This window comes from Acinetobacter sp. YH12068_T, from assembly GCF_024606005.1.
Classification (GTDB): Bacteria; Pseudomonadota; Gammaproteobacteria; order Pseudomonadales; family Moraxellaceae; genus Acinetobacter; species Acinetobacter amyesii.
Window position 1 is genome coordinate 2,809,170 of record NZ_CP094555.1, and the last position, 18,993, is coordinate 2,828,162.

The 18,993-nt window shown below is 41.4% G+C and carries 23 protein-coding genes; 10 read left to right on the forward strand and 13 right to left on the reverse strand.

Annotated elements, in window-relative coordinates; all coding sequences use genetic code 11:
* Positions 1–11: 11 nt before the first annotated feature.
* From MST18_RS13370 to msrA, 3 genes are all read left to right on the forward strand, one after another.
* Entirely contained in the window at positions 12–1,082 is a 1,071-nt protein-coding gene (locus tag MST18_RS13370; RefSeq protein ID WP_180132694.1) for a DUF4105 domain-containing protein, read from the forward strand.
* A gap of 84 nt (positions 1,083–1,166) precedes the next feature.
* A complete protein-coding gene (locus MST18_RS13375; protein ID WP_111884063.1) occupies positions 1,167–1,625 on the forward strand; it encodes an META domain-containing protein in 459 nt (152 codons plus the stop codon).
* Between the two features lie 159 nt (positions 1,626–1,784).
* On the forward strand, positions 1,785–2,309 hold the full coding sequence (gene msrA, locus MST18_RS13380) for a peptide-methionine (S)-S-oxide reductase MsrA (protein WP_180106278.1): 525 nt from the start codon (positions 1,785–1,787) through the stop codon (positions 2,307–2,309).
* A gap of 86 nt (positions 2,310–2,395) precedes the next feature.
* On the opposite strand, the gene MST18_RS13385 is transcribed toward msrA, so the two are convergent.
* The 5 genes from MST18_RS13385 to MST18_RS13405 all read right to left on the reverse strand — a co-directional run bounded on the left by MST18_RS13385 (position 2,396) and on the right by MST18_RS13405 (position 6,076).
* Complete coding sequence (locus tag MST18_RS13385; protein ID WP_078192724.1) at positions 2,396–2,800, reverse strand: biopolymer transporter ExbD; 405 nt, start codon at positions 2,798–2,800, stop codon at positions 2,396–2,398.
* Positions 2,800–3,423: a MotA/TolQ/ExbB proton channel family protein gene (locus tag MST18_RS13390; RefSeq protein WP_078192725.1), complete on the reverse strand. Its 624-nt coding sequence runs from the start codon at positions 3,421–3,423 to the stop codon at positions 2,800–2,802. Before MST18_RS13390 ends, MST18_RS13385 begins: the two co-directional genes overlap by 1 nt.
* 30 nt (positions 3,424–3,453) lie before the next feature.
* Positions 3,454–4,218 (reverse strand): TonB family protein, encoded by a 765-nt coding sequence (locus tag MST18_RS13395; RefSeq protein ID WP_111884065.1) that lies wholly within the window; start codon positions 4,216–4,218, stop codon positions 3,454–3,456.
* Positions 4,219–4,428: 210 nt separating this feature from the next.
* On the reverse strand, positions 4,429–5,295 hold the full coding sequence (purU, locus tag MST18_RS13400; protein ID WP_078192727.1) for a formyltetrahydrofolate deformylase: 867 nt from the start codon (positions 5,293–5,295) through the stop codon (positions 4,429–4,431).
* Positions 5,296–5,374: 79 nt separating this feature from the next.
* A complete protein-coding gene (locus tag MST18_RS13405) occupies positions 5,375–6,076 on the reverse strand; it encodes a TetR/AcrR family transcriptional regulator (RefSeq protein WP_078192728.1) in 702 nt (233 codons plus the stop codon).
* Positions 6,077–6,192: 116 nt separating this feature from the next.
* On the opposite strand from MST18_RS13405, the gene MST18_RS13410 reads away from it, so the two are divergent.
* The 5 genes from MST18_RS13410 (at position 6,193) to MST18_RS13430 (ending at position 10,488) form a co-directional block, all read left to right on the forward strand.
* Positions 6,193–7,641, forward strand: coding sequence for a coniferyl aldehyde dehydrogenase (locus MST18_RS13410; protein WP_180132695.1), 1,449 nt, complete (start codon positions 6,193–6,195; stop codon positions 7,639–7,641).
* A gap of 162 nt (positions 7,642–7,803) precedes the next feature.
* Positions 7,804–8,040: a 50S ribosomal protein L28 gene (gene rpmB, locus MST18_RS13415; protein WP_000048256.1), complete on the forward strand. Its 237-nt coding sequence runs from the start codon at positions 7,804–7,806 to the stop codon at positions 8,038–8,040.
* 12 nt (positions 8,041–8,052) lie between these two features.
* Entirely contained in the window at positions 8,053–8,208 is a 156-nt protein-coding gene (gene rpmG / locus MST18_RS13420; protein WP_001205031.1) for a 50S ribosomal protein L33, read from the forward strand.
* 141 nt (positions 8,209–8,349) lie between these two features.
* Entirely contained in the window at positions 8,350–10,068 is a 1,719-nt protein-coding gene (locus tag MST18_RS13425; protein WP_078192730.1) for a cation:proton antiporter, read from the forward strand.
* Between the two features lie 177 nt (positions 10,069–10,245).
* Positions 10,246–10,488 carry a hypothetical protein gene (locus tag MST18_RS13430; RefSeq protein ID WP_180024452.1) on the forward strand — a complete coding sequence of 81 codons (243 nt, stop codon included), beginning with the start codon at positions 10,246–10,248 and terminating at the stop codon, positions 10,486–10,488.
* A gap of 78 nt (positions 10,489–10,566) precedes the next feature.
* Here MST18_RS13430 and MST18_RS13435 read toward each other — a convergent pair whose 3' ends face one another.
* From MST18_RS13435 to MST18_RS13455, 5 genes are all read right to left on the reverse strand, one after another.
* Positions 10,567–10,845 carry a hypothetical protein gene (locus MST18_RS13435; protein ID WP_078192732.1) on the reverse strand — a complete coding sequence of 93 codons (279 nt, stop codon included), beginning with the start codon at positions 10,843–10,845 and terminating at the stop codon, positions 10,567–10,569.
* Between the two features lie 105 nt (positions 10,846–10,950).
* Positions 10,951–11,454, reverse strand: coding sequence for a DUF6586 family protein (locus MST18_RS13440; RefSeq protein ID WP_180010190.1), 504 nt, complete (start codon positions 11,452–11,454; stop codon positions 10,951–10,953).
* Between the two features lie 75 nt (positions 11,455–11,529).
* A complete protein-coding gene (locus MST18_RS13445; protein WP_180132696.1) occupies positions 11,530–11,892 on the reverse strand; it encodes an ASCH domain-containing protein in 363 nt (120 codons plus the stop codon).
* Between the two features lie 42 nt (positions 11,893–11,934).
* Entirely contained in the window at positions 11,935–12,186 is a 252-nt protein-coding gene (locus tag MST18_RS13450) for an RNA-binding protein (protein ID WP_078189697.1), read from the reverse strand.
* Between the two features lie 86 nt (positions 12,187–12,272).
* A complete protein-coding gene (locus MST18_RS13455; protein WP_168377891.1) occupies positions 12,273–14,261 on the reverse strand; it encodes an ATP-dependent helicase in 1,989 nt (662 codons plus the stop codon).
* A 251-nt stretch (positions 14,262–14,512) separates the two neighbouring features.
* On the opposite strand from MST18_RS13455, the gene MST18_RS13460 reads away from it, so the two are divergent.
* Positions 14,513–15,625: a S41 family peptidase gene (locus MST18_RS13460; RefSeq protein ID WP_180132697.1), complete on the forward strand. Its 1,113-nt coding sequence runs from the start codon at positions 14,513–14,515 to the stop codon at positions 15,623–15,625.
* A gap of 12 nt (positions 15,626–15,637) precedes the next feature.
* Here MST18_RS13460 and MST18_RS13465 read toward each other — a convergent pair whose 3' ends face one another.
* Positions 15,638–16,807 carry a glycerate kinase gene (locus MST18_RS13465; RefSeq protein WP_180132698.1) on the reverse strand — a complete coding sequence of 390 codons (1,170 nt, stop codon included), beginning with the start codon at positions 16,805–16,807 and terminating at the stop codon, positions 15,638–15,640.
* Positions 16,808–16,890: 83 nt separating this feature from the next.
* Between MST18_RS13465 and MST18_RS13470 the strand changes: the two genes are divergently transcribed.
* Positions 16,891–17,340, forward strand: coding sequence for a carboxymuconolactone decarboxylase family protein (locus MST18_RS13470; protein WP_180132699.1), 450 nt, complete (start codon positions 16,891–16,893; stop codon positions 17,338–17,340).
* A 79-nt stretch (positions 17,341–17,419) separates the two neighbouring features.
* Here MST18_RS13470 and MST18_RS13475 read toward each other — a convergent pair whose 3' ends face one another.
* Positions 17,420–17,992 (reverse strand): HdeD family acid-resistance protein, encoded by a 573-nt coding sequence (locus tag MST18_RS13475; RefSeq protein WP_180132700.1) that lies wholly within the window; start codon positions 17,990–17,992, stop codon positions 17,420–17,422.
* A 126-nt stretch (positions 17,993–18,118) separates the two neighbouring features.
* On the reverse strand, positions 18,119–18,877 hold the full coding sequence (locus tag MST18_RS13480; RefSeq protein WP_180132701.1) for a hypothetical protein: 759 nt from the start codon (positions 18,875–18,877) through the stop codon (positions 18,119–18,121).
* Positions 18,878–18,993 lie beyond the last annotated feature (116 nt).

Genomic DNA, 18,993 nt, shown 5'->3' on the forward strand with positions numbered 1-18,993 from the left:
AAAAGAAAAATATGCAACAGAGTGACCAACGAGCAATGTTCAAAAAAATAGGGCGAAGTATTCTTCATGCCCTATTTAGTGTATTTGTCCTCTGCTCTTCGATTTGGCTCTGTGCCGCCCTGTGGATACAGCAACCGGCAGGCTGGTTAGGCAGCCGCATTATCATTGGGATCTGGATCGCTTTTGCTCTTAGCATTTTAGGCATCTATATTACCCAACACTTTTTTAGCCGTCGTAAAGATGTCTTGATTTATATTGTGGGCTTTATCTGTGGTCTATTTTGGTATTTTGGCATGGAGGCACGCCAAGATCGTGAATGGAATCCTGAAGTAGCAGAAATTCTACATTATGAAAAGCAAGGCAATCTCGTCACCTTGCACAATGTGCGTAATTTCGACTGGCATGCCGATGGCAGCTATACCCCGCGTTGGGAAACCCGCCAATATGACCTAAGTCAAATCAATGGCGTCAGCATCATTACCTCGTATTGGATGGGACCGCAAATTGCCCATACACTGGTCAGTTTTGATTTTGCTAACAGACCACCGCTGACGTTTTCGATTGAAATTCGCAAAGAGAAAAATGAAGAATTCTCTGCGATTGGTGGTTTTTTCCGTAAATATGAACTGAGCCTTATTGCATCAGATGAAAAAGATATCATCTATACCCGCAGCAATACACGCGGAGAACAGGTCTATTTCTTCCCCGTAAACATGCCAAAATCTGAAATGCAAGCGCTGTTTGTAGAATATCTCCATAAAGCCGATGAACTGCAGACTCAACCTAAATGGTACAACACGCTCACCAGTAATTGTACAACACTGGTTTTTGACATGATTCAAGCTGTTTCCAAACATCAACTTCCAACCGATTACCGCTTATTTGCATCCGGTTATTTGCCGAATTATTTATATGACCTCCATGCCATAGACCAAAATTGGGATATGAAAACATGGTATCAAAAAGCCCATGTTAACCCTCGTGTCTCTCAAATCAAGCAACTGAGCAGTGAACAATATTCGAAGTTAATCCGACAAGGTTTGCCGCATTCACATTCCAATCCAAGCGCCAATCAATTGTAATTCTTAAATATTGATACAAATATGGCTAGCTTATCTGTGCGATATTTGCTTAGATAGTTGAAATGCTTCCACGGGGAAATTCCGATGCTAAAACAAATATTTGTTGCTGCAACTTTGGTTTCAACTTTAGTGGTGACAGGCTGTGAAAGCATGCCTGCACAAGACAACACCATAACTGAAAATTTAAACCTATTACAAAACCGTACTTGGATTGCCACTCAGATTGGCAACACTCCAATCAAAACAGCACCCAATGCGCATAATATTCCAAGCATTCAATTCGATGCGGCTTCAAAACGTGTCTCAGGTGCAGACGGCTGTAATCGTATAATGGGTGGCTATAATGCTGGCAAAGACACCATAACGTTTGGCCCGATTGCTGCGACACAAATGGCTTGTCTCAATAACAATGGGCTAGAGCGACAGTACCATGCAGCACTCGAAAAGGTAACGCATTATCAAGTTTTTGGAAAAACCTTGAAATTGCTAGACCGTCACGGCAATTTATTAATTCAATATGAAAGCGCTGTTCAACCGCGTTAAATCATTAAAAAAGTCTGCTTCGGCAGACTTTTTTATTCACTGTTCAGTCATGCCAGAGACATTTAATGCACATAAACTAGTGATTAGTATACAGACGTACATTGCAGTTTTTAGCTATAACCCCATATTAAACATCAGGGAACAAGATAGGATTTCACTATGCAACAAGCGGTATTTGGTGGTGGGTGCTTTTGGTGTGTAGAAGCAGTTTTTCTACAACTAAAGGGCGTGCAAACAGTCGTCAGTGGTTATGCAGGGGGAGTTACTCAGCATCCGAGCTATGAGCAAATCTGTGAGGGAAACACCCAACATGCAGAAGTCATTCAGATCAATTTTGATGACAGCCAAATCAGTTTTAGCCAATTGCTAGATGTATTTTTCGCAACTCACGATCCAACCACGCTGAACCGTCAAGGCAACGATGTCGGTACCCAGTATCGCTCAGTGATTTTCTATCAGGATGAATCACAAAAGCAGCTTGCTCAACAACGTATTGAAGAATTAAAAGCTGAAGGCATCAATATTGTGACTGAACTGAGTCCAATGCCGACCTTCTACCCTGCCGAAGAATATCATCAGAACTTCTTTGCACGTAACCCAAACCAAGGTTATTGTAATTTTTCAATACCACCTAAACTCATGAAATTACGTAGCAAATTTCAAGACCTACTCAAATCTGAGTGATCTAATTAAACGGCATCTATTTTCAAAATAGAGACATAAAAAAAGCGACATTTCAGTCGCTTTTTTTAGTTATCTTTGCTCAGTGCTTAGTTATCACTAGCAAAGGCGATATCGCTGAGTCCGGCTCCACTCGCACGCGACATCACTTGTGCAACTGTGTCATAACGTGATTCTTTATCGGCTTTTAATACCAATGCAGGCTTACGTTCTTGCTGACCAGCTGTATTTAGACGACTTTCTAAATCTTCAAGCGTCACAATATCACCATTCCAAGCGATATCACCCGCTGAGTTAATGCTGATGGTTACGCTTTCAGTTGGCAGATCAATCACTTCTGCAGTCGTTTGTGGCAAGGTTAATGGAATTGATGGGTTGGCAACAGTCGCAGTCACCAAGAAGATGATCATCAATACCAACATAATATCGATGAGCGGAATGAGGTTCATCTCATTCATGCCAGCATCGTTGTCTTCACCCAATTGAAAAGCCATTAAGCTTGACCTCCAGCTAAACTTTGCTGTGCAGTTTTCACGTCTTCTTTCTTCGCTGCAGATTCTTGTTGCAACATAGTATCAATCAATAAACCATGCGCTTGATCTTGCAATTCATTCGACAGTGTACGGTTAAAACGAACACAGATGTTATAAGCCAAAACCGCAGGAATCGCCACAGCCAAACCAAGACCCGTCATGATCAAGGCTTCACCGACTGGTGTTGCTACTTGTGCAAGACCCGCTTGACCGCTTTTACCCACTGCTACAAGGGCATGGAAAATACCCCATACTGTACCGAACAAACCTACGAACGGTGCAATTGAAGCAATCGTACCCAATACAGATACGCCTTTTTCAGCATTAGCTTTTTCTACCGAAATTTGACGTAGTAATGCTTGTTCAGCCACAGCCTTACGTTGTTCAAAAGCCAAAGGAGCAAATTTCGCTTTCAGTTTGCTTAGTGCATCTGCAAGGTGGTTATACGCCACTTGTTTGAGCTGACGTGTGCCCATAATACGAAGAACGAAGATCGTCCAAGTCGCAATCGACATTGCAAGTAACACGAAATACAGTGTTTTGCTGACTGCATCTGCATGTTGCCAATAAACTGAAAAGTTCATATTCGAACTCCTAATAGGTTAGCCGGAATCTTAATTAAGTTTAAAGTTGAATGGTTGATCAACTCGCGTCGGAGTTGCCACACCATTATCAATATATTTGGATAAACGTGCACGCTTCACTGCAGCAGTCACTTTACGGTTTACAGCAGCGCCACAAGTCGAGTTTTTAATCGTTGCTGATTCGACTTTACCTTCAGCACTTGCTGCAATCGCAACTTCAACTGTACACGACGCTTTTAATTCACCATCTTCAAATTGAACATTAGGTTTCTTAATCCAACTGACACCATTACCAATGCTCACAGTTTTAGGTGTCGGTGGCGCAGGTGGTGCTGGTGGCGCAGGTGGTGGTGCAACAGGTGCCGGAGGTGTTGGTTCAACACGAACGACTTTCGTTTCAGAAACCACAGTTGAAACAACAGGTGTTGGTGGTACGTTTTTGACCGCTTCAACAGTTGGTTTCGGCGCATCTTTCTTTTTCACCTGTTCCACTTTTTCCACTTTCTTCGGTGGAGGTGGTAAAGGCTTATCTACAATTTTAACTTCTTTTGGCTTTGGTGGCTCTTTCTTCGGTTCTGGTTTTGGCTTCGGAGGTTCTGGTTTTTTCTCTTCAACAATCTTCACAAAGCGAACTTTAATCGGATCTTTTTCGATCGGTTTAAGTTCTGGTGCTTTCATATTGCTGACCGCCCACAATACCCCCATATGCCCTACCACAACAGCGAGAAGCGCAGTAATGATTTTCTTTTTCATCGGGTTAGGTGATTGCATCATTGGAGCGGGAGATTGACTCATTAAACTCAGTTACCTTGAAGAAGCGATTGCATTTATTTTGTCAAAAATACAATCATGCTCATCGGTTAGCACAATTAAAGTACGGCAATAATAAATGAGAAGTGTTTTCATTTGCAACTATTAATTCGTCAGTTTTAATGACTTTTTTTAATCATAATATAAAAAAGGCATACCTAAAGTATGCCCTTTTATTCAAAAATTTATCTCGTTTTATTGAAATACAACAGTTTTATTACCATCGACAATAATACGATCTTCAAGATGCCATTTGACTGCACGTGCGAGTACATTACGCTCTACGTCCTGACCTAACTCACGCAATTGTTCAACGGTAAAGTCGTGACTGACACGCTCTACGTCTTGCTCAATAATCGGCCCTTGGTCAAGATCAGCAGTCACATAGTGCGCTGTTGCACCAATCAGTTTCACGCCTTTTTCATGCGCTTGCTTATATGGGTTCGCACCAACAAAGGCTGGGAGGAATGAATGGTGAATGTTGATCACTTTCATTTCCCATTTTTGAACAAATTCTTCGTCTAAAATTTGCATATAACGAGCAAGAACGAGTAAATCATTGCCTTGCATCAACTGATCAATTTGCTCATAAGCTTCACGTTTGTTTTCTTTGTTTACAGGAACAACCTCAAACGGAATACCGAAATTTTCTACAGATTCACGTAAAGCATCGTGGTTAGACACCACTTTAGTGATTTCACATGGCAAACCACCACGTGCATGACGCCACAACAGTTCAAGCAAAGCATGGTCAACTTTTGACACCAAGATACCGACTTTCTTCACATCACTGACTAAAGCTAAACGCCAGTGCATGTTGTAACGCTCAGCAACATTGCTCGCAAATGTTTGAGTTAGACTTTCTTTACGGCTTTGTAAATTGTCCAATTCGAACTCAACACGCATGAAGTATCGCCCCCCTTGAGCTTCAGTCGCGTATTGATCAAGTGCGGTAATATTTGCTCCCTGATGATACAAAAAGCTCGATACAGCTTGCACAATCCCTGGTTTATCTTCACAGGTAATGAGTAAGCGTGCTGTGTTAGCGGTCGACATATTCATGTTGGTTTATATCACTAATCAGTTAAATTGAAAAAAGAGCCGAGTATTCTAACGCTTTTTAAAGCCAGACTAAATAGTCTTATTCAGTAACCTGATGCTTTACGTTTGAAAGACTTGCAAATAAGTCCGACGGCCCTAAAGTTTCGAGCAGTCGCTCATAGGTTTCACGGCTTTCACCACGTAGATATGCGCCTTCTAAGAACACCATTTGTCGCAGTGCTTGCCACACCCACTTTTCTTCCAAAGTGTTGGAGTCAGTAATATGGCCCGACATATAAAGGAAGTTGGTCCAGTTGGTCAGCACGATCCACAAGTTAATGGTTAAGGCCTCAATTTCAGAATCGGTCATCTGCATTAAGCCTGCATCGACAAAAGCACGATAAATTTTCTGCCCTTGTTGCATAACTTGACCGGCAAAACGTGGATACATTTTGCGGAAATCTTCATTATTTTCGACCAAGTGATAAACATCACGATGTAAAAATCGATAAGCCCATAATTGGCTACTTAACACTTGGAAATAGCGAATTTTATCATTGGCATCAAGCTGACGATCATCAGGAAGCGCTAACATTTCTAGCGTTTCATGCTGATATTGCTCCATTAATTCCTTAATAATTTCACTTTTATTTCGGAAATGGTAATACAAGTTACCAGGACTCATTCCCAGTTCAGCAGCAATATGATTGGTTGTCACTGAACGCTCGCCACGCTCATTAAACAACTGCAAACTCAGCTGCAAAATACGTTCTTTCGTTTTTAAGGTTTTGGTGTGAGACATCCTAAAACAACCATTTATTTCAAAGCATTAGAACACTAACACATAAAGTAACTTGACTATTTAGAGTATTTGCTCTAAAAATTAATTAATCGCTAATTTGGATATGGTCGTGCGACATGAATAGTCAAACAAAAACAACTTCAATGACACCACATTCTTTTGATCACCAGCATCTCAACAATATGTTGGAACAGCAGAAACAAGCGTATTTACGTTACCCATTGCCTACAGCGAAGGAACGTATAGACCGTTTGGCTCGGCTTAAGCGTATCTTAGTTAAGTATCAAGATCAATTTGCTGATGCAATTAATCAAGACTATGGTAACCGTTCTATTGGTGAAACCAAGATTGGTGAGTTGCTCACATGTCTTGAACACATCAAATATTATAGCAAGCATTTGACAGACTGGATGAAACCATCCAAACGCCATGTCGGAATTATTCATCAACCTGCAAAAGCATGGGTGCAATATCAACCGCTTGGTGTCGTCGGCATTATTACGCCATGGAACTACCCACTGCTTCTTTCTATAGGCCCACTGATTTGTGCTTTGGCTGCGGGCAACCATGCCATGATCAAAATCTCGAGTGCCTCTGCGGCATTCGGTGATGTATTAGAAAAAGCCCTCGCAGAAGCATTTCCTCAAGAATTGGTCGCAGTCGTCAATGGTGGTGGCCCAATTTCAGATGCGTTTAGTCACCTTGCCTTCGATAAAATGATTTTTACTGGCTCAACCAATGTCGGTAAAACCGTCATGGCGGCAGCGTCTGAAAACTTAGTTCCGGTGATTTTAGAATTAGGCGGAAAGTCACCTGTATTGGTTCATCCGTCTATTGACCTTGCGGATGTTGCACAGCGTCTTGCGGTTGGTAAACTTTGGAATGCAGGTCAAACTTGTGTTGCACCTGACTATGTGTTCTTACCTCGTGGTAAAATGGCTGAATTTTTAGATCACTATAAAGTGTGCGTTGAAGCTATGTATCCAAGTATTGCTCATAATCAGGACTACACCTCGATTATTAATGACAAGCAGTACAACCGCCTACAAGGTTATTTAGAAGATGCGCGTGATCAAGGCGCACAAATCATCAGTTTTAACCCACAAAATGAAGATGTGGATGCTGTACGTAAAATTGCACCTACGGTTTTAACTGGTGTCACTCCAGACATGCAAATTATGCAGCATGAAATCTTCGGTCCGATCCTTCCGATCATGGAATATGATCAAATTGACGAGGTTATTGCTTTTATTAATAGCCGTCCTCGTCCACTTGCTTTATACTATTTCGACTTTGATCAGGCACGTGCCGACTATGTCGCAACACGTACCCATTCAGGACATTTCGGACAAAACACGGTATTAACCCATGTTGCTCAAGATGACCTGCCGTTTGGCGGTGTGGGGGCTTCGGGTATGGGGAAATATCATGGTCCAGAAGGTTTCTTCAGTTTGTCGCATGAACGCTCGGTGATGTCGAATCCAAAACTCTATAGTTTGAAATTCATTCTTCCACCGTTCAATAAGCCGATCCACAAACTGATTTCGAAGACACTTCTTCGATAAACGATCAAGGCATGAACGATCACACTAGGTGATCGTTCGTTTTATGCAAAATCGCTTGTCTTTTAAGCGCATTTTTGATATAAAACGCCCCTTGAATGAATTCAATGTTTTTTTTGACTGGCCATACAGATTTGCTGTTGGCTAAATCAATGGAGTTACACCATGTCTAAGGTTTGCCAAGTTACCGGCAAGCGTCCAGTCGTTGGTAACAACGTCTCACACGCCAACAACAAAACTAAACGCCGGTTCGAGCCGAACCTGCATCACCACCGTTTTTGGTTAGAAAGCGAAAAACGTTTCGTACGTCTTCGTCTAACTACTAAAGGTATGCGTATTATCGACAAATTGGGCATCGAAAAGGTTGTTGCTGACCTACGTGCTCAAGGTCAAAAGATCTAAGGAGCTACGAACATGCGTGATAAAATTCGCCTAGTTTCTTCTGCTGGTACAGGTTATTTCTACACTACCACTAAGAACAAACGTACTATGCCGGAAAAAATGGAAATCAAAAAATTTGATCCAAAAATCCGTCAACACGTAATTTTCAAAGAAGCTAAAATCAAATAATTTTAGTTTTTTGAAAAAAACGACCTGCTTAGGTCGTTTTTTTTTGCATTTTTTTTATTCGAATTGCTAAACTTTCAAAATGCTTTTGGCACTTTTTGTGCTTGTCTTTTTTACCCTTAACTTAGGCTTAAGGAGTTTTTAGTGCCTCATGATGTAGAACTTATAATATTACTTGCTGTTGGCTTTGGTTTTGCCTTAATTTTTGGCTATATAGCTGCGCGCCTGCGACTTCCTCCCCTCATCGGCTATCTGATTGCCGGTATTATTATTAGCCCAAATACGCCTGGAGTAGTTGGTGACATCCATCTCGCTAACCAGTTGGCCGAACTCGGTGTCATGTTCCTGATGTTTGGCGTGGGTATGCACTTTTCACTCAATGATTTGATGCAAGTCCGTCGTATTGCTTTGCCCGGTGCCATTTTACAAATTGCAGTGGCGACCTTACTGGGTATGGGAATTTCCATGCTTTGGGGCTGGAGCATGGGCTCAGCCTTAGTGTTTGGCTTAAGTTTGTCGTGTGCAAGTACGGTGGTTCTCCTCAAGGCTCTCGGTGACCGAGGCTTACTTAACTCCGTGAATGGTAAAATTGCTGTAGGCTGGCTCTTGGTTGAAGATCTGGTCATGGTCTTGGTTCTGGTCTTACTCCCTGCCACAGCAGTATTGCTTGGTGGACAGCCACTCACAGAAAGTAGTGCAGATGAAAATATCTGGCTCACCCTTGGTATTACCTTACTCAAAGTGGCAGGCTTTATTGCCTTCATGCTGATCATTGGTAAACGCTTAGTGCCAATGATTATGCAAGTGGTTGCACGCTTAGGCTCACGTGAATTATTCACGCTTACCGTGGTTGCAGCAGCTGTGTCTATTGCCTTTGGTGCCTACAAGGTATTTGGTGTATCCATGGCACTGGGCGCATTTTTTGCTGGGATGGTAGTCAAAGAATCGGACTTTAGTCACCGTGCAGAAGAAGAAACCCTTCCGCTTCGTGAAATTTTTTCGATTCTGTTTTTCGTCTCCGTCGGCATGCTGTTTGATCCACGGATCTTGATTGAACAACCGCTTCACGTCTTAGCAGTAGTCGGCATTATCATGATTGGTAAGACCATCGCTGCAATGGCGTTGGTGTTGTTCTTCCGTTACCCCATCAATACCGCATTAACCGTTGGGGCGAGTTTGGCGCAGATTGGTGAGTTCTCATTTATTTTGGCGACCTTAGGTGTATCTCTAAATCTCCTTTCAATGGAAGGTCAAAATCTGATACTGGCAGGCGCTTTAATCTCGATTACGCTGAATTCATTTATATTTTCTGCAATCGAGCCTATGCAGCGACTCATCCGTGAGCGCTCGAATTTGGCCCGTTTACTGGAACGTAGTAGTGACCCATTGGCCATGTTGCCGGATGAGGTCTCACAGGATTATCTGCGTGATCAGGTGGTGCTGATTGGTCATGGTGAAGTCGGTCGTCGTATTACTCGCGAATTAATGAATGAAAACATTAAAGTGGTTATTGCTGAAGAAAACCGTGAAATCGTGGAAAACTTGCGGGAAAAAGGCATCGCTGCGGTATCTGGTGTAGCAACAGAACCGGGTGTTTTAATTCAAGCCCATATTCAACACGCACGCCTTTTGGTCATTTCACCTATGGATATTTTAGATATCCATAAAATTGTCGACATTGCCAAAATGCTGAATCCCTCTATCCAAGTATTGGTTTGTGCGGAAAGCAAAGAAGAAGCTGAAGTCATTCGTCGTGACAATGTCGGTGAGGTTTATTATGCCAAAGAGGAAATGGCGAAAAATATGAGCAATCATATTTTAAATCAAATCCAAATTGCGCATCACCAAACACCGACACACTAAATGCCTAAATAAAACGCTTAGGGGCAATACCCAAAAGGCGATGCATTAAAGCATCGCCTTTTTTTAAACTGATATAATTCAGTAATATTAAAATCACAAATAATTGAATTTAAAAAACATATTGATAAAATGAGCACCAAACAAAGCATCATTTTAAAAACTTCAAACAAGATAAACATGTTCATTCTCTATTTAGGCTTTGCCATTATTTTAATTGGCGGTCTGGGCTTTCTCATCGCTGCATTTAAAACCAGTATTTTATGGGGTCTAGGCTGTCTATTGTTTTATCCCATTTCCATCGTCTTTCTGATTTTGTATTGGCAAGATGCCAAAAATCCATTTTTCTTACAGCTCATCGGGGTCTTCATTGTATTTTTAGGTTCGATGCTGATCTCACCTGCTGAACTGAGCAAAGTCTAAGTGCCATTTTGAGTATAAAAAAACGCACCAAAAGGTGCGTTTTCATCAACATGATCCACAAAATCAGCAGCTATATGATTAGCTCATATATTTTGGCTTTTCATCAACCACTTCGGCATGCCATTCATCCACTTGTTTTTCTAACAAACCAAACAATGCAGCCTGAATCATTTGCTGAGCGATCACACTCATTTGATCGCCCAAAATATTGCGTAATTCTTCATTGAATTGGATAGTCACCAAAGGCTCTTTTTCTGAGCCTGCATTACGCAATGCCAACTCACCACCTTCCAATTGAACCAGCTCTAAAATTGCTTCCTGGTTCCCAAAGAGTTCTTTCAACTGTTCTATAGACATATATCCCTCCATGCGCAACATGGTGATAAAGGCATCTGCACTTTGTATTACTTAGATAATCTTATATCGGGTTAAATAAATTTATTTCAAGTAGCAATAGTCCGATTAGAACTCCACCATCTCGTTACGAAATCCATCAATTAATTGAGTTAGATCACGATGCCATTCACGCAAAATAGCGGTATCTGGCAACCATGCTTGCGGTGTTTGGGTAACTTTAATAATTAAATTTGAAGACGTTTCATCTTCTGGCTCTGGTGCAGACGGTTCAGGTGCATATTGACACATACGATGTGCGCGTTTCAGCTCTGCAATAAAGCCCTGCTTTGCCAATTGCTGCATAACAGTCACTTCAGGTGATACCTGACCTTTTTCAGCCATCAGCGTTTCAATCGACTTTAACGTGGGCGCAGGATCATTTAAACGATAGTAACGCACCAACTCTTGTAAAAACGCAAGTACTGCACCATGCAAATGAAAAACTGCTGCTTCGCGATAAGCCTGAGCTTGTTGAACATGATCAGTCTGCTCGGCTTGCTGACATGCAAGACGGCTAAAATATAACTTTTGATTGGTACGATCAGCATGAAAGCGAGCAACACGAGACATGAACAATTCCCTAAATTTTGGCATTTTTCTACATGAATAAGCTTAAACGGATTTTTAGGAAATTCACAATAAATATTATGGATGATCGATTTCAATTAAATAAATGTCACGCTTTGCGGGAACAGACATATCCCAATCAATCATCCTGATATTTTCCAGACGCCAAGCCCAGTACCCTGCTGCCCAATATGTAGCCTGCGCTTGCTCTACCTCTGTTTCAGTCCATGCATGAACGTCATATACATCGACCATCGCCACTGCACGTCCAATATCTTCATCTCCGCTTTCATGTAAGTAGCGTTGATTTTCCACGATCACTAAATCTTTTAAAGGCAAATGTTCGGGCTGCCATGAGCGGACTTCAAGCGTTTTAAGCCCACAAGCAATGTTCGAACCAGATGGCGCAACAATCGACAAAGCCGAGTAGCATTTTTTCATAGATCACTGATAAAAAAAGGAGCGTAACGCTCCTTTTTAAATTTATGCTTTAGGCTTATCTTCAGCCGCTTTTACGCGAATACCCGCACCTTTGACTTTCAAAGTATTCAGGCCTTTAATCGCTTTTACAGCTTCACGACCATTTGGCATTTCGACAAAACCAAACCCTTTCGATTTACCTGTGCTTGCATCCATAACAACAACAGCAGACTCTACTGCGCCAAATGGTTTAAACAGTTCAACCAATTCTGCTTCAGTAACTGAACGCTCTAAGTTACGTACTAAAATTTTCATTCAATCTTCCAAATAGACAGCATCATCAAAAAGCATTTGTCTATTTTGCTTTTTAACTTGCGTGTAAATCACGTCAAAAATCTATTTTAATCGAGATCGATACCAAAATCTAAATTAATCGATTTTCTTTCGATTAACGCACTTTTTACGGTTTGCTGACGGGTTTTATAATGTGTTTCCAAACTACATAGGTTTCGAGTTAAATCATTCATAAAGTAACTTTCTACTTTACGCCCTTGCTCATCGACAGTTTCACGCGCCCAGTGGTTCAAGTTTTGCTTAGTCAAAATCAATTCATTTTGCGCACGTGTCAGCGCCACATATAACACCCGACGTTCTTCTTCCACTTCATCGAAATTACCTTGGGCACGTGCATGCGGATATTGCCCTGGTGTGACATTCGCCACATAACAGACTTTTTGCTCCGTTCCTTTTGCCGAATGAATGGTAATTAACGTCACGACATCACTGTCAGATTGGCGTTCAATTTCAGAAATGGACACTGGATCAAGGACATATTCTTCTAAGAATTCACTCAACTGCGTATGTTTGGATGCCAGTTGTTTCACCAGATCAAAATCCCCGACACGGCGGTTCCAATCTTTTTTATAGTTTTCTTCCAGCTGCTCAGAAATCGCTTGAACAGCCAAGCTTACACATTCTTTGACTTGATCTTTCAACACCGACATTTGCTTCATCATCAGAATCGCTTGATCAGGTACTTTGCCAAACTTTTCCAACTTGGTTGCAATGGCTTGCATTTCTGGCTCGAGTAAAATCTGCTGCGATAACTTACTCGCACCTACATCACCCACACCATTCCACAAGGTTAAAAAGCGCATCCATGCAATATCATCTAAAGGATTGGCCACTACACGCAATACACTGAGTAAGTCTTTTACATGGGCTGTTTCAAGTAATTTCATGCCACCAATAAAGCGATACGGCACGTTTGCGGCAATACAGGCCGCTTCAATATGACGAGCAGCAAAGCTTGAACGCACAAGCACCATATGATCCGACCATTTGCTGCCTTCGAGGTAATGACGCTCTTTAATATCAATGGCAATCCATTTGGCTTCATCAAACTCATTCGGAAAAATATGCATTTTCGGCTTAATCCCTTCACCACGATAGGCATCTAGGCGTTTGTCATATTTAATTTCACTTTCATCCAACAACCAATTCGACAGATCTAAAATTTCTTGGGTTGAACGATAATTTTTTTCGAGTTTGAAAATCTGTGCGTCGGGTACACGCTCTTTGAAATGATGAATATTTTCAAAGTCTGCACCACGGAAGCCGTAAATGGACTGTGCATCATCGCCAACACAGAACAAGCTGACACGTTCTTTTAATGGCTCAAGTAACGCCCATTGCAGAGGATTGGTATCCTGCATTTCATCGACCAACATGTGGCGGCAAATCGAAGCCACATAATCGACCAGTCCATCTGATTCCGCCAAGGCTTTCGCCACAATCGCCAAGATATCGTCATAATCTAAAAAACTACGCGCACGTTTACGAGCTTCGTATTCTTTCATGATATCCGCGATTTGATCTTTTAAAGCAAAGTACTCAGGCATTTGCTTTTCCATGGCAATGCTAAGTTTTTGACGCGTATTCCGCGCAAAAGAATATAGGTCACAGAGTTCTTTTGGCTTGGGCAAGTGATTGGGGTTTTTCTTATCATCACGGCCACGAATCAGGCGGAACATCATGAGTTGATCATCACGATCAATAATCGAAAACTGTTCTAGACCAAAGGCTTTTGGAATACGGCGCAAGAGGTACATACAAAAGGTATGAAAGGTTGATGCACGTAACCCTTTGGCTTGCTCACCTAGAGCCAACTCCACACGAGCAACAATTTCACTCGCTGCACGGCGAGTAAAAGTCAAAATTTGAATTTGATTGGCAGGCACGCCTTGATCAATTAAATAAGCTGCACGCGCTACGATGGTTTTGGTTTTACCACAACCTGCTCCTGCCAAAACCAAGCTATGCTGTGCTTCTGTTGTTGCGGCTTGTTTTTGTTGAGGATTTAATTCATCAATCAGGTTGGCTAAACTCATGGTGTCTCATCGTGCTATGTGAATTGGTAGTTTAACAGAGCTACCCTAAATTCACAGCGTAGACGACTACAAAGTGACTCAACTTGACGCGGAAACACACCGTTTTAACCATGACTATTCATTTAAAATTTTCATTGTTTATACAGTAAAAAATCAGTAGATTTACAAATCAATATCATTAGAAAAACAAAGACCTATTTAAATCCATAGGCTTATAACTTTAGAAAATAACCGTCTCTAGGAATCATGACATGTTCAATAGATTTTCACAGCTTTCTCTGTTGGTACTGAGTAGTAGTTTTTTTCCATGTCCAAGTATTCAAGCTGCAGATAAACTTAGCCCCATGACACCTAGTGAGTGCCAAAAAGATTTTAACTTTAGCTCTGAATTTATACTCAAAAATGATGCGGGTATTCGAGCAAAAAACTGGGACAACTATCCAGAAAATATTCAAAAGGACATAAATGAGCAAAACGCTAAAATTACACAAGTAAATTCGGTCGATGCCTGTAAAGAAATCACCAATCACTTTCTGAAATCTATCCGTAAAGGCCATCTGAGCTTAGGCCGAAAAACCATATCAGAAGCCGTCACAGAGAGTTCAACAATACAATCAAGCAATCTCGTGACCACGCAAAAATTATCTGAGCAGACAACCTTAATTACCATCCCAACTTTTGCTCTGTCTGTTCAAGATCAACTTGAAAAGATCATTCAAGACAATCAAAACCAAGTGTTAGACGCACGTTATTTAATTCTTGATCTACGCAAAAACTCAGGCGGATTTGATACATCAGCACAACCCCTTTATCCACTTTTGGGAGCAGCTGAGTATTGGTTTGAAATACCCCAAATTTATGCATCTACAGAAAATATTCAATCATGGAAAGAAACAGCCAAAACCTTACCTGATGGGGAAATCAAGGTAGAATTTAATCGTATGATTGCTAAACTTGAAAGCAATAAAAATAGCTGGGTTGGAATGACGAAGCAGAAAGAGGAAAAATATGTGATCGCCCATTCAGACGTCAAAGCTACGCCCAAAAAAGTTGTTATTCTGTCAGATGAAGAATGCGGTAGTTCGTGTGAAATGTTTATTTTAACCGCACGTCAAAATCCGAATGTTTTAGTCATGGGGCGTAACACTTATGGTGCTTTAGATGCATCGAATATTCGAACCATCAAAACGCCATCTCAACAATTCACACTGTATTATGCAACCACATTTATCCACCGCCGTACGGGACAGCAAATTGACGGCATTGGTATTGCACCTAATATTCGCCTCCCTAAACCGCAAAATCCAGCTGAGTACGATGCAGAAGTCACATTGGCACAGCACTATTTAGAAAATCGCTTATAGAAGTAACACTTTTCAGAACCGATCCATCTTAAGAGGAGTAGGTTCTGATCTTTTACATATAGAATTGATGAGATCTGTACAACTTTTTTCTAAGTATGTTTCGGCATTTTTTAATGCATCTTCCAACTTACAATCTGGTGGATTAATCCCAACAATCTGTGTGAAACCTAAATCATAAAGTTCTGTTATTTCCTCACCCACTAGACCAGCAAAGGCGATCACGGGTTTATTAAACTTTTTTGCAACCTGCGCCACACCAAATGGTGTTTTACCTAACTTGGTTTGATGATCAATTTTCCCTTCACCTGTCAGCACATAATCTGCCTGTGCTATTTTTTCCTTCAACTGAGTTTGTTCAATGACCAATTCCACACCTGATTGCATCGATGCACCTGCAAAAGCCATCAACCCAAAACCTAATCCACCTGCAGCACCTGCACCTGCGACATCACGTAAAGCACAACCCAGAGTCGCTTCAACGACATCGGCATAATGACTGAGGTTCTGATCTAACTGACGCACCATCTCCTGCGTTGCGCCTTTTTGCGGGCCAAAGATATGGGATGCACCATTTTCACCACATAATGGATTCATGACGTCGCTGGCAATGATAATTTCTGTATGCGCTAAACGTGAGTCGAGCTGCGTCAAATCAATACTGTTAATTTGATCAAGACAACCACCACAAACTGCTATTTCCAAGCCATTTTCATCTAAAAATTGTGCCCCCAAGGCCTGCGCCATACCTGCACCGCCATCATTGGTCACACTCCCGCCCAAGCCAATGATAATTTTACTTACTCCAAAGTCTAGAGCAGCCTTGATCATTTCGCCCGTACCATAAGTTGACGTCAGTAATGGATTTCGCTGAGCCATATCGACAAGATGAATTCCATTGGCTTTTGCCATTTCAATCACTGCGGTTTTCCCACCGTCGATCAAACCGAAATATGTCGTCACACCTTGATTGGGCAAAGGACCTGTAAGCGCTATCGTCACTTTTTGGCCGTCGCAAGCACTGAGTAACGCATCTACAGTTCCCTCACCACCATCTGCCATTGGCACAGCGATGACATTTGCATCTGGTATGAGCTTTAAAATTGCACGCTGCATCGCGTCACAGGCTTGTTGAGCACTCATACTTTCTTTAAATGAATCGGGCGCAAGAACAAAAGTGGTCATCTAAATGCTCAAAATAAAACTTGTCCTCAACCATAACGGTTTTAAAATAGCAGGTATATCTAAAAACATCAGAAAGGTTCGAAATGTCACGAATCAACCTAGGTCAGTCTGCACCTGAGCTATATAAAAAAGTTGCAGAACTTGATGCACTGGCTATGCAAAAAATAAATGAGTCTGGCCTAAGTGAAGATTTAGCCCATTTACTGAAATTACGTGCATCCCAAATCAACAAATGTGCGTTCTGTATTCGCATACATGCACAAGATGCAATGAAAACAGGTGAAAGCATTGAACGTATTAGCCTACTCAATGCATGGCGTGAAACTGCGTACTACGATGAAAAAGAACGTGCAGCTTTGAGCTTGATCGAAGCGATCACGTTAATTGCTGAAGGCCAAGTTCCCGATGCAGTTTATGAAGATGCTTTGCCCTTTTTAACAGATGAGCAAATCAGTGCCGTGGAATGGCTGGCTATTGTGATCAACACATGGAACCGAATTGCAATTAGTAGCCGCTATAGCGTTAAACCTTAACGGGTTGTACACATTAAAAGTGAATAAAAAAAAGAGTGCCTCAGCACTCTTTTTTTTATTTATCAGATCCGCAAGCAGCTTACTGCTCTGCCGAGCTTTTCGGCACTTCACGTCGAATATAAGAAGCCAAAGTAAGGTAGTTGACCCCTTGGAATAAAATATCAACCGCCAAGAATAATCCTAATACCCAAAATGGCGCATCAGGCAACATCAAAATGATCACACCCGTAATCAAGGTCAATAGACCTGAAAATAGTGTCCATCCCCAACCTTGAAATGCTCGAAATAGCACAGCATTAAAGATACGAATGACCCCTGCAATGATCAAAATAATCGCCAACAAATTGGTCAGGACAATGGCCGTTTTGACAGGCGTTGTAAATGCATAATAGCCTGCGACCAAATACAACACACCAAATAGTGCCCAGAACCAGCGGTAGCCGCCTTCAAAAATTTTAAATGCTGCAATGAAGTGAATTACGCCACCTAACATCATCAGCAAACCAAAAATATAAATCACCGTAAGTGTCGCAAATGGCAAAGCTGCCAAAAGGACCAATCCGAAGACCACCAATAAAGCACCTAAACCGAGATACCACTTACGGTTTTCATGGAGCTGACTGCGAATTAAATCGTTGCCTACTGTTCTCATGCTTTTTCTCAAGTTATTCGTTATTCAATGGATTATGCAACTTCATGATGAAGAAAAATGAAAGAAAAGTCCAAATCTTATCCACACTGCTGACTTAGACTGTGGATAAGATAGGTTTTATCCACATTATTTTTTCCATCCCAGTTCAATCGCTGTGACGTCATTCACCACAGTATCAGCTAAATCTTCAGGCATTTTACTTTGCGTCTGTGAGGTAGGAATATGCCCCGCCATTAATTCAGCTTTGCTTTGTGGAAACAAAGGCTGCCGCTGGGGTTCTGCATAACCGACAGGGAAGATAGGCTGACCTGTGGCCAAATCATATTTATCAGTTGCACCAAAAGCGTGTAATAACTCATGTGCTAAAACGATTTTATTCTGCGCTGTCTGTTTATTCGATGCAAATAAATTCACCGATCCAATTCGACCATTTTCCAAGGCTGTGGAATGTTTAAGTTCTTTGGTTTGGTTCGGATCGTAATAATTTAGAAAGAGCGTAACACTCGAAACCCCGTCTACATTTTCATGCTGTTGCCAAGCATAGTAGCGGAATTTCAAACTCCATAAGATAATGTCCAACATACCAGCGTCATTGGGTACTTTGGGAGGTAAAACTTTCAGCTCGCGACCTAACTTAAAATACACATAAGTCGGTTGCCCTCGGTATTTCTGTGCTGTCGCTTGTAAATATTGTTGAACATCGTTTAAATCATTGACAGAGAGCTGCTGTATATACGCTTGTGTGCTCTCTCGACCATCTGCATTAATTGGATGTAACAATACAAAGATCGGTTTACTCCAGTCTTGGTTTTTGTCTTTATAGGCATTGACTGCGACAACCAATAAAATCAGCAATAAACACAGTACCCGAATTTTTTTCCACATTCCCCAAGATCTCAATTAATTTTTAGCATTTATTTTCAGAATTAAAACAGAACATTCTTAAAATGTCTTGGACAATTTAAAAGCTCAATAGATTGCCTATCATCAAATATCCCTGA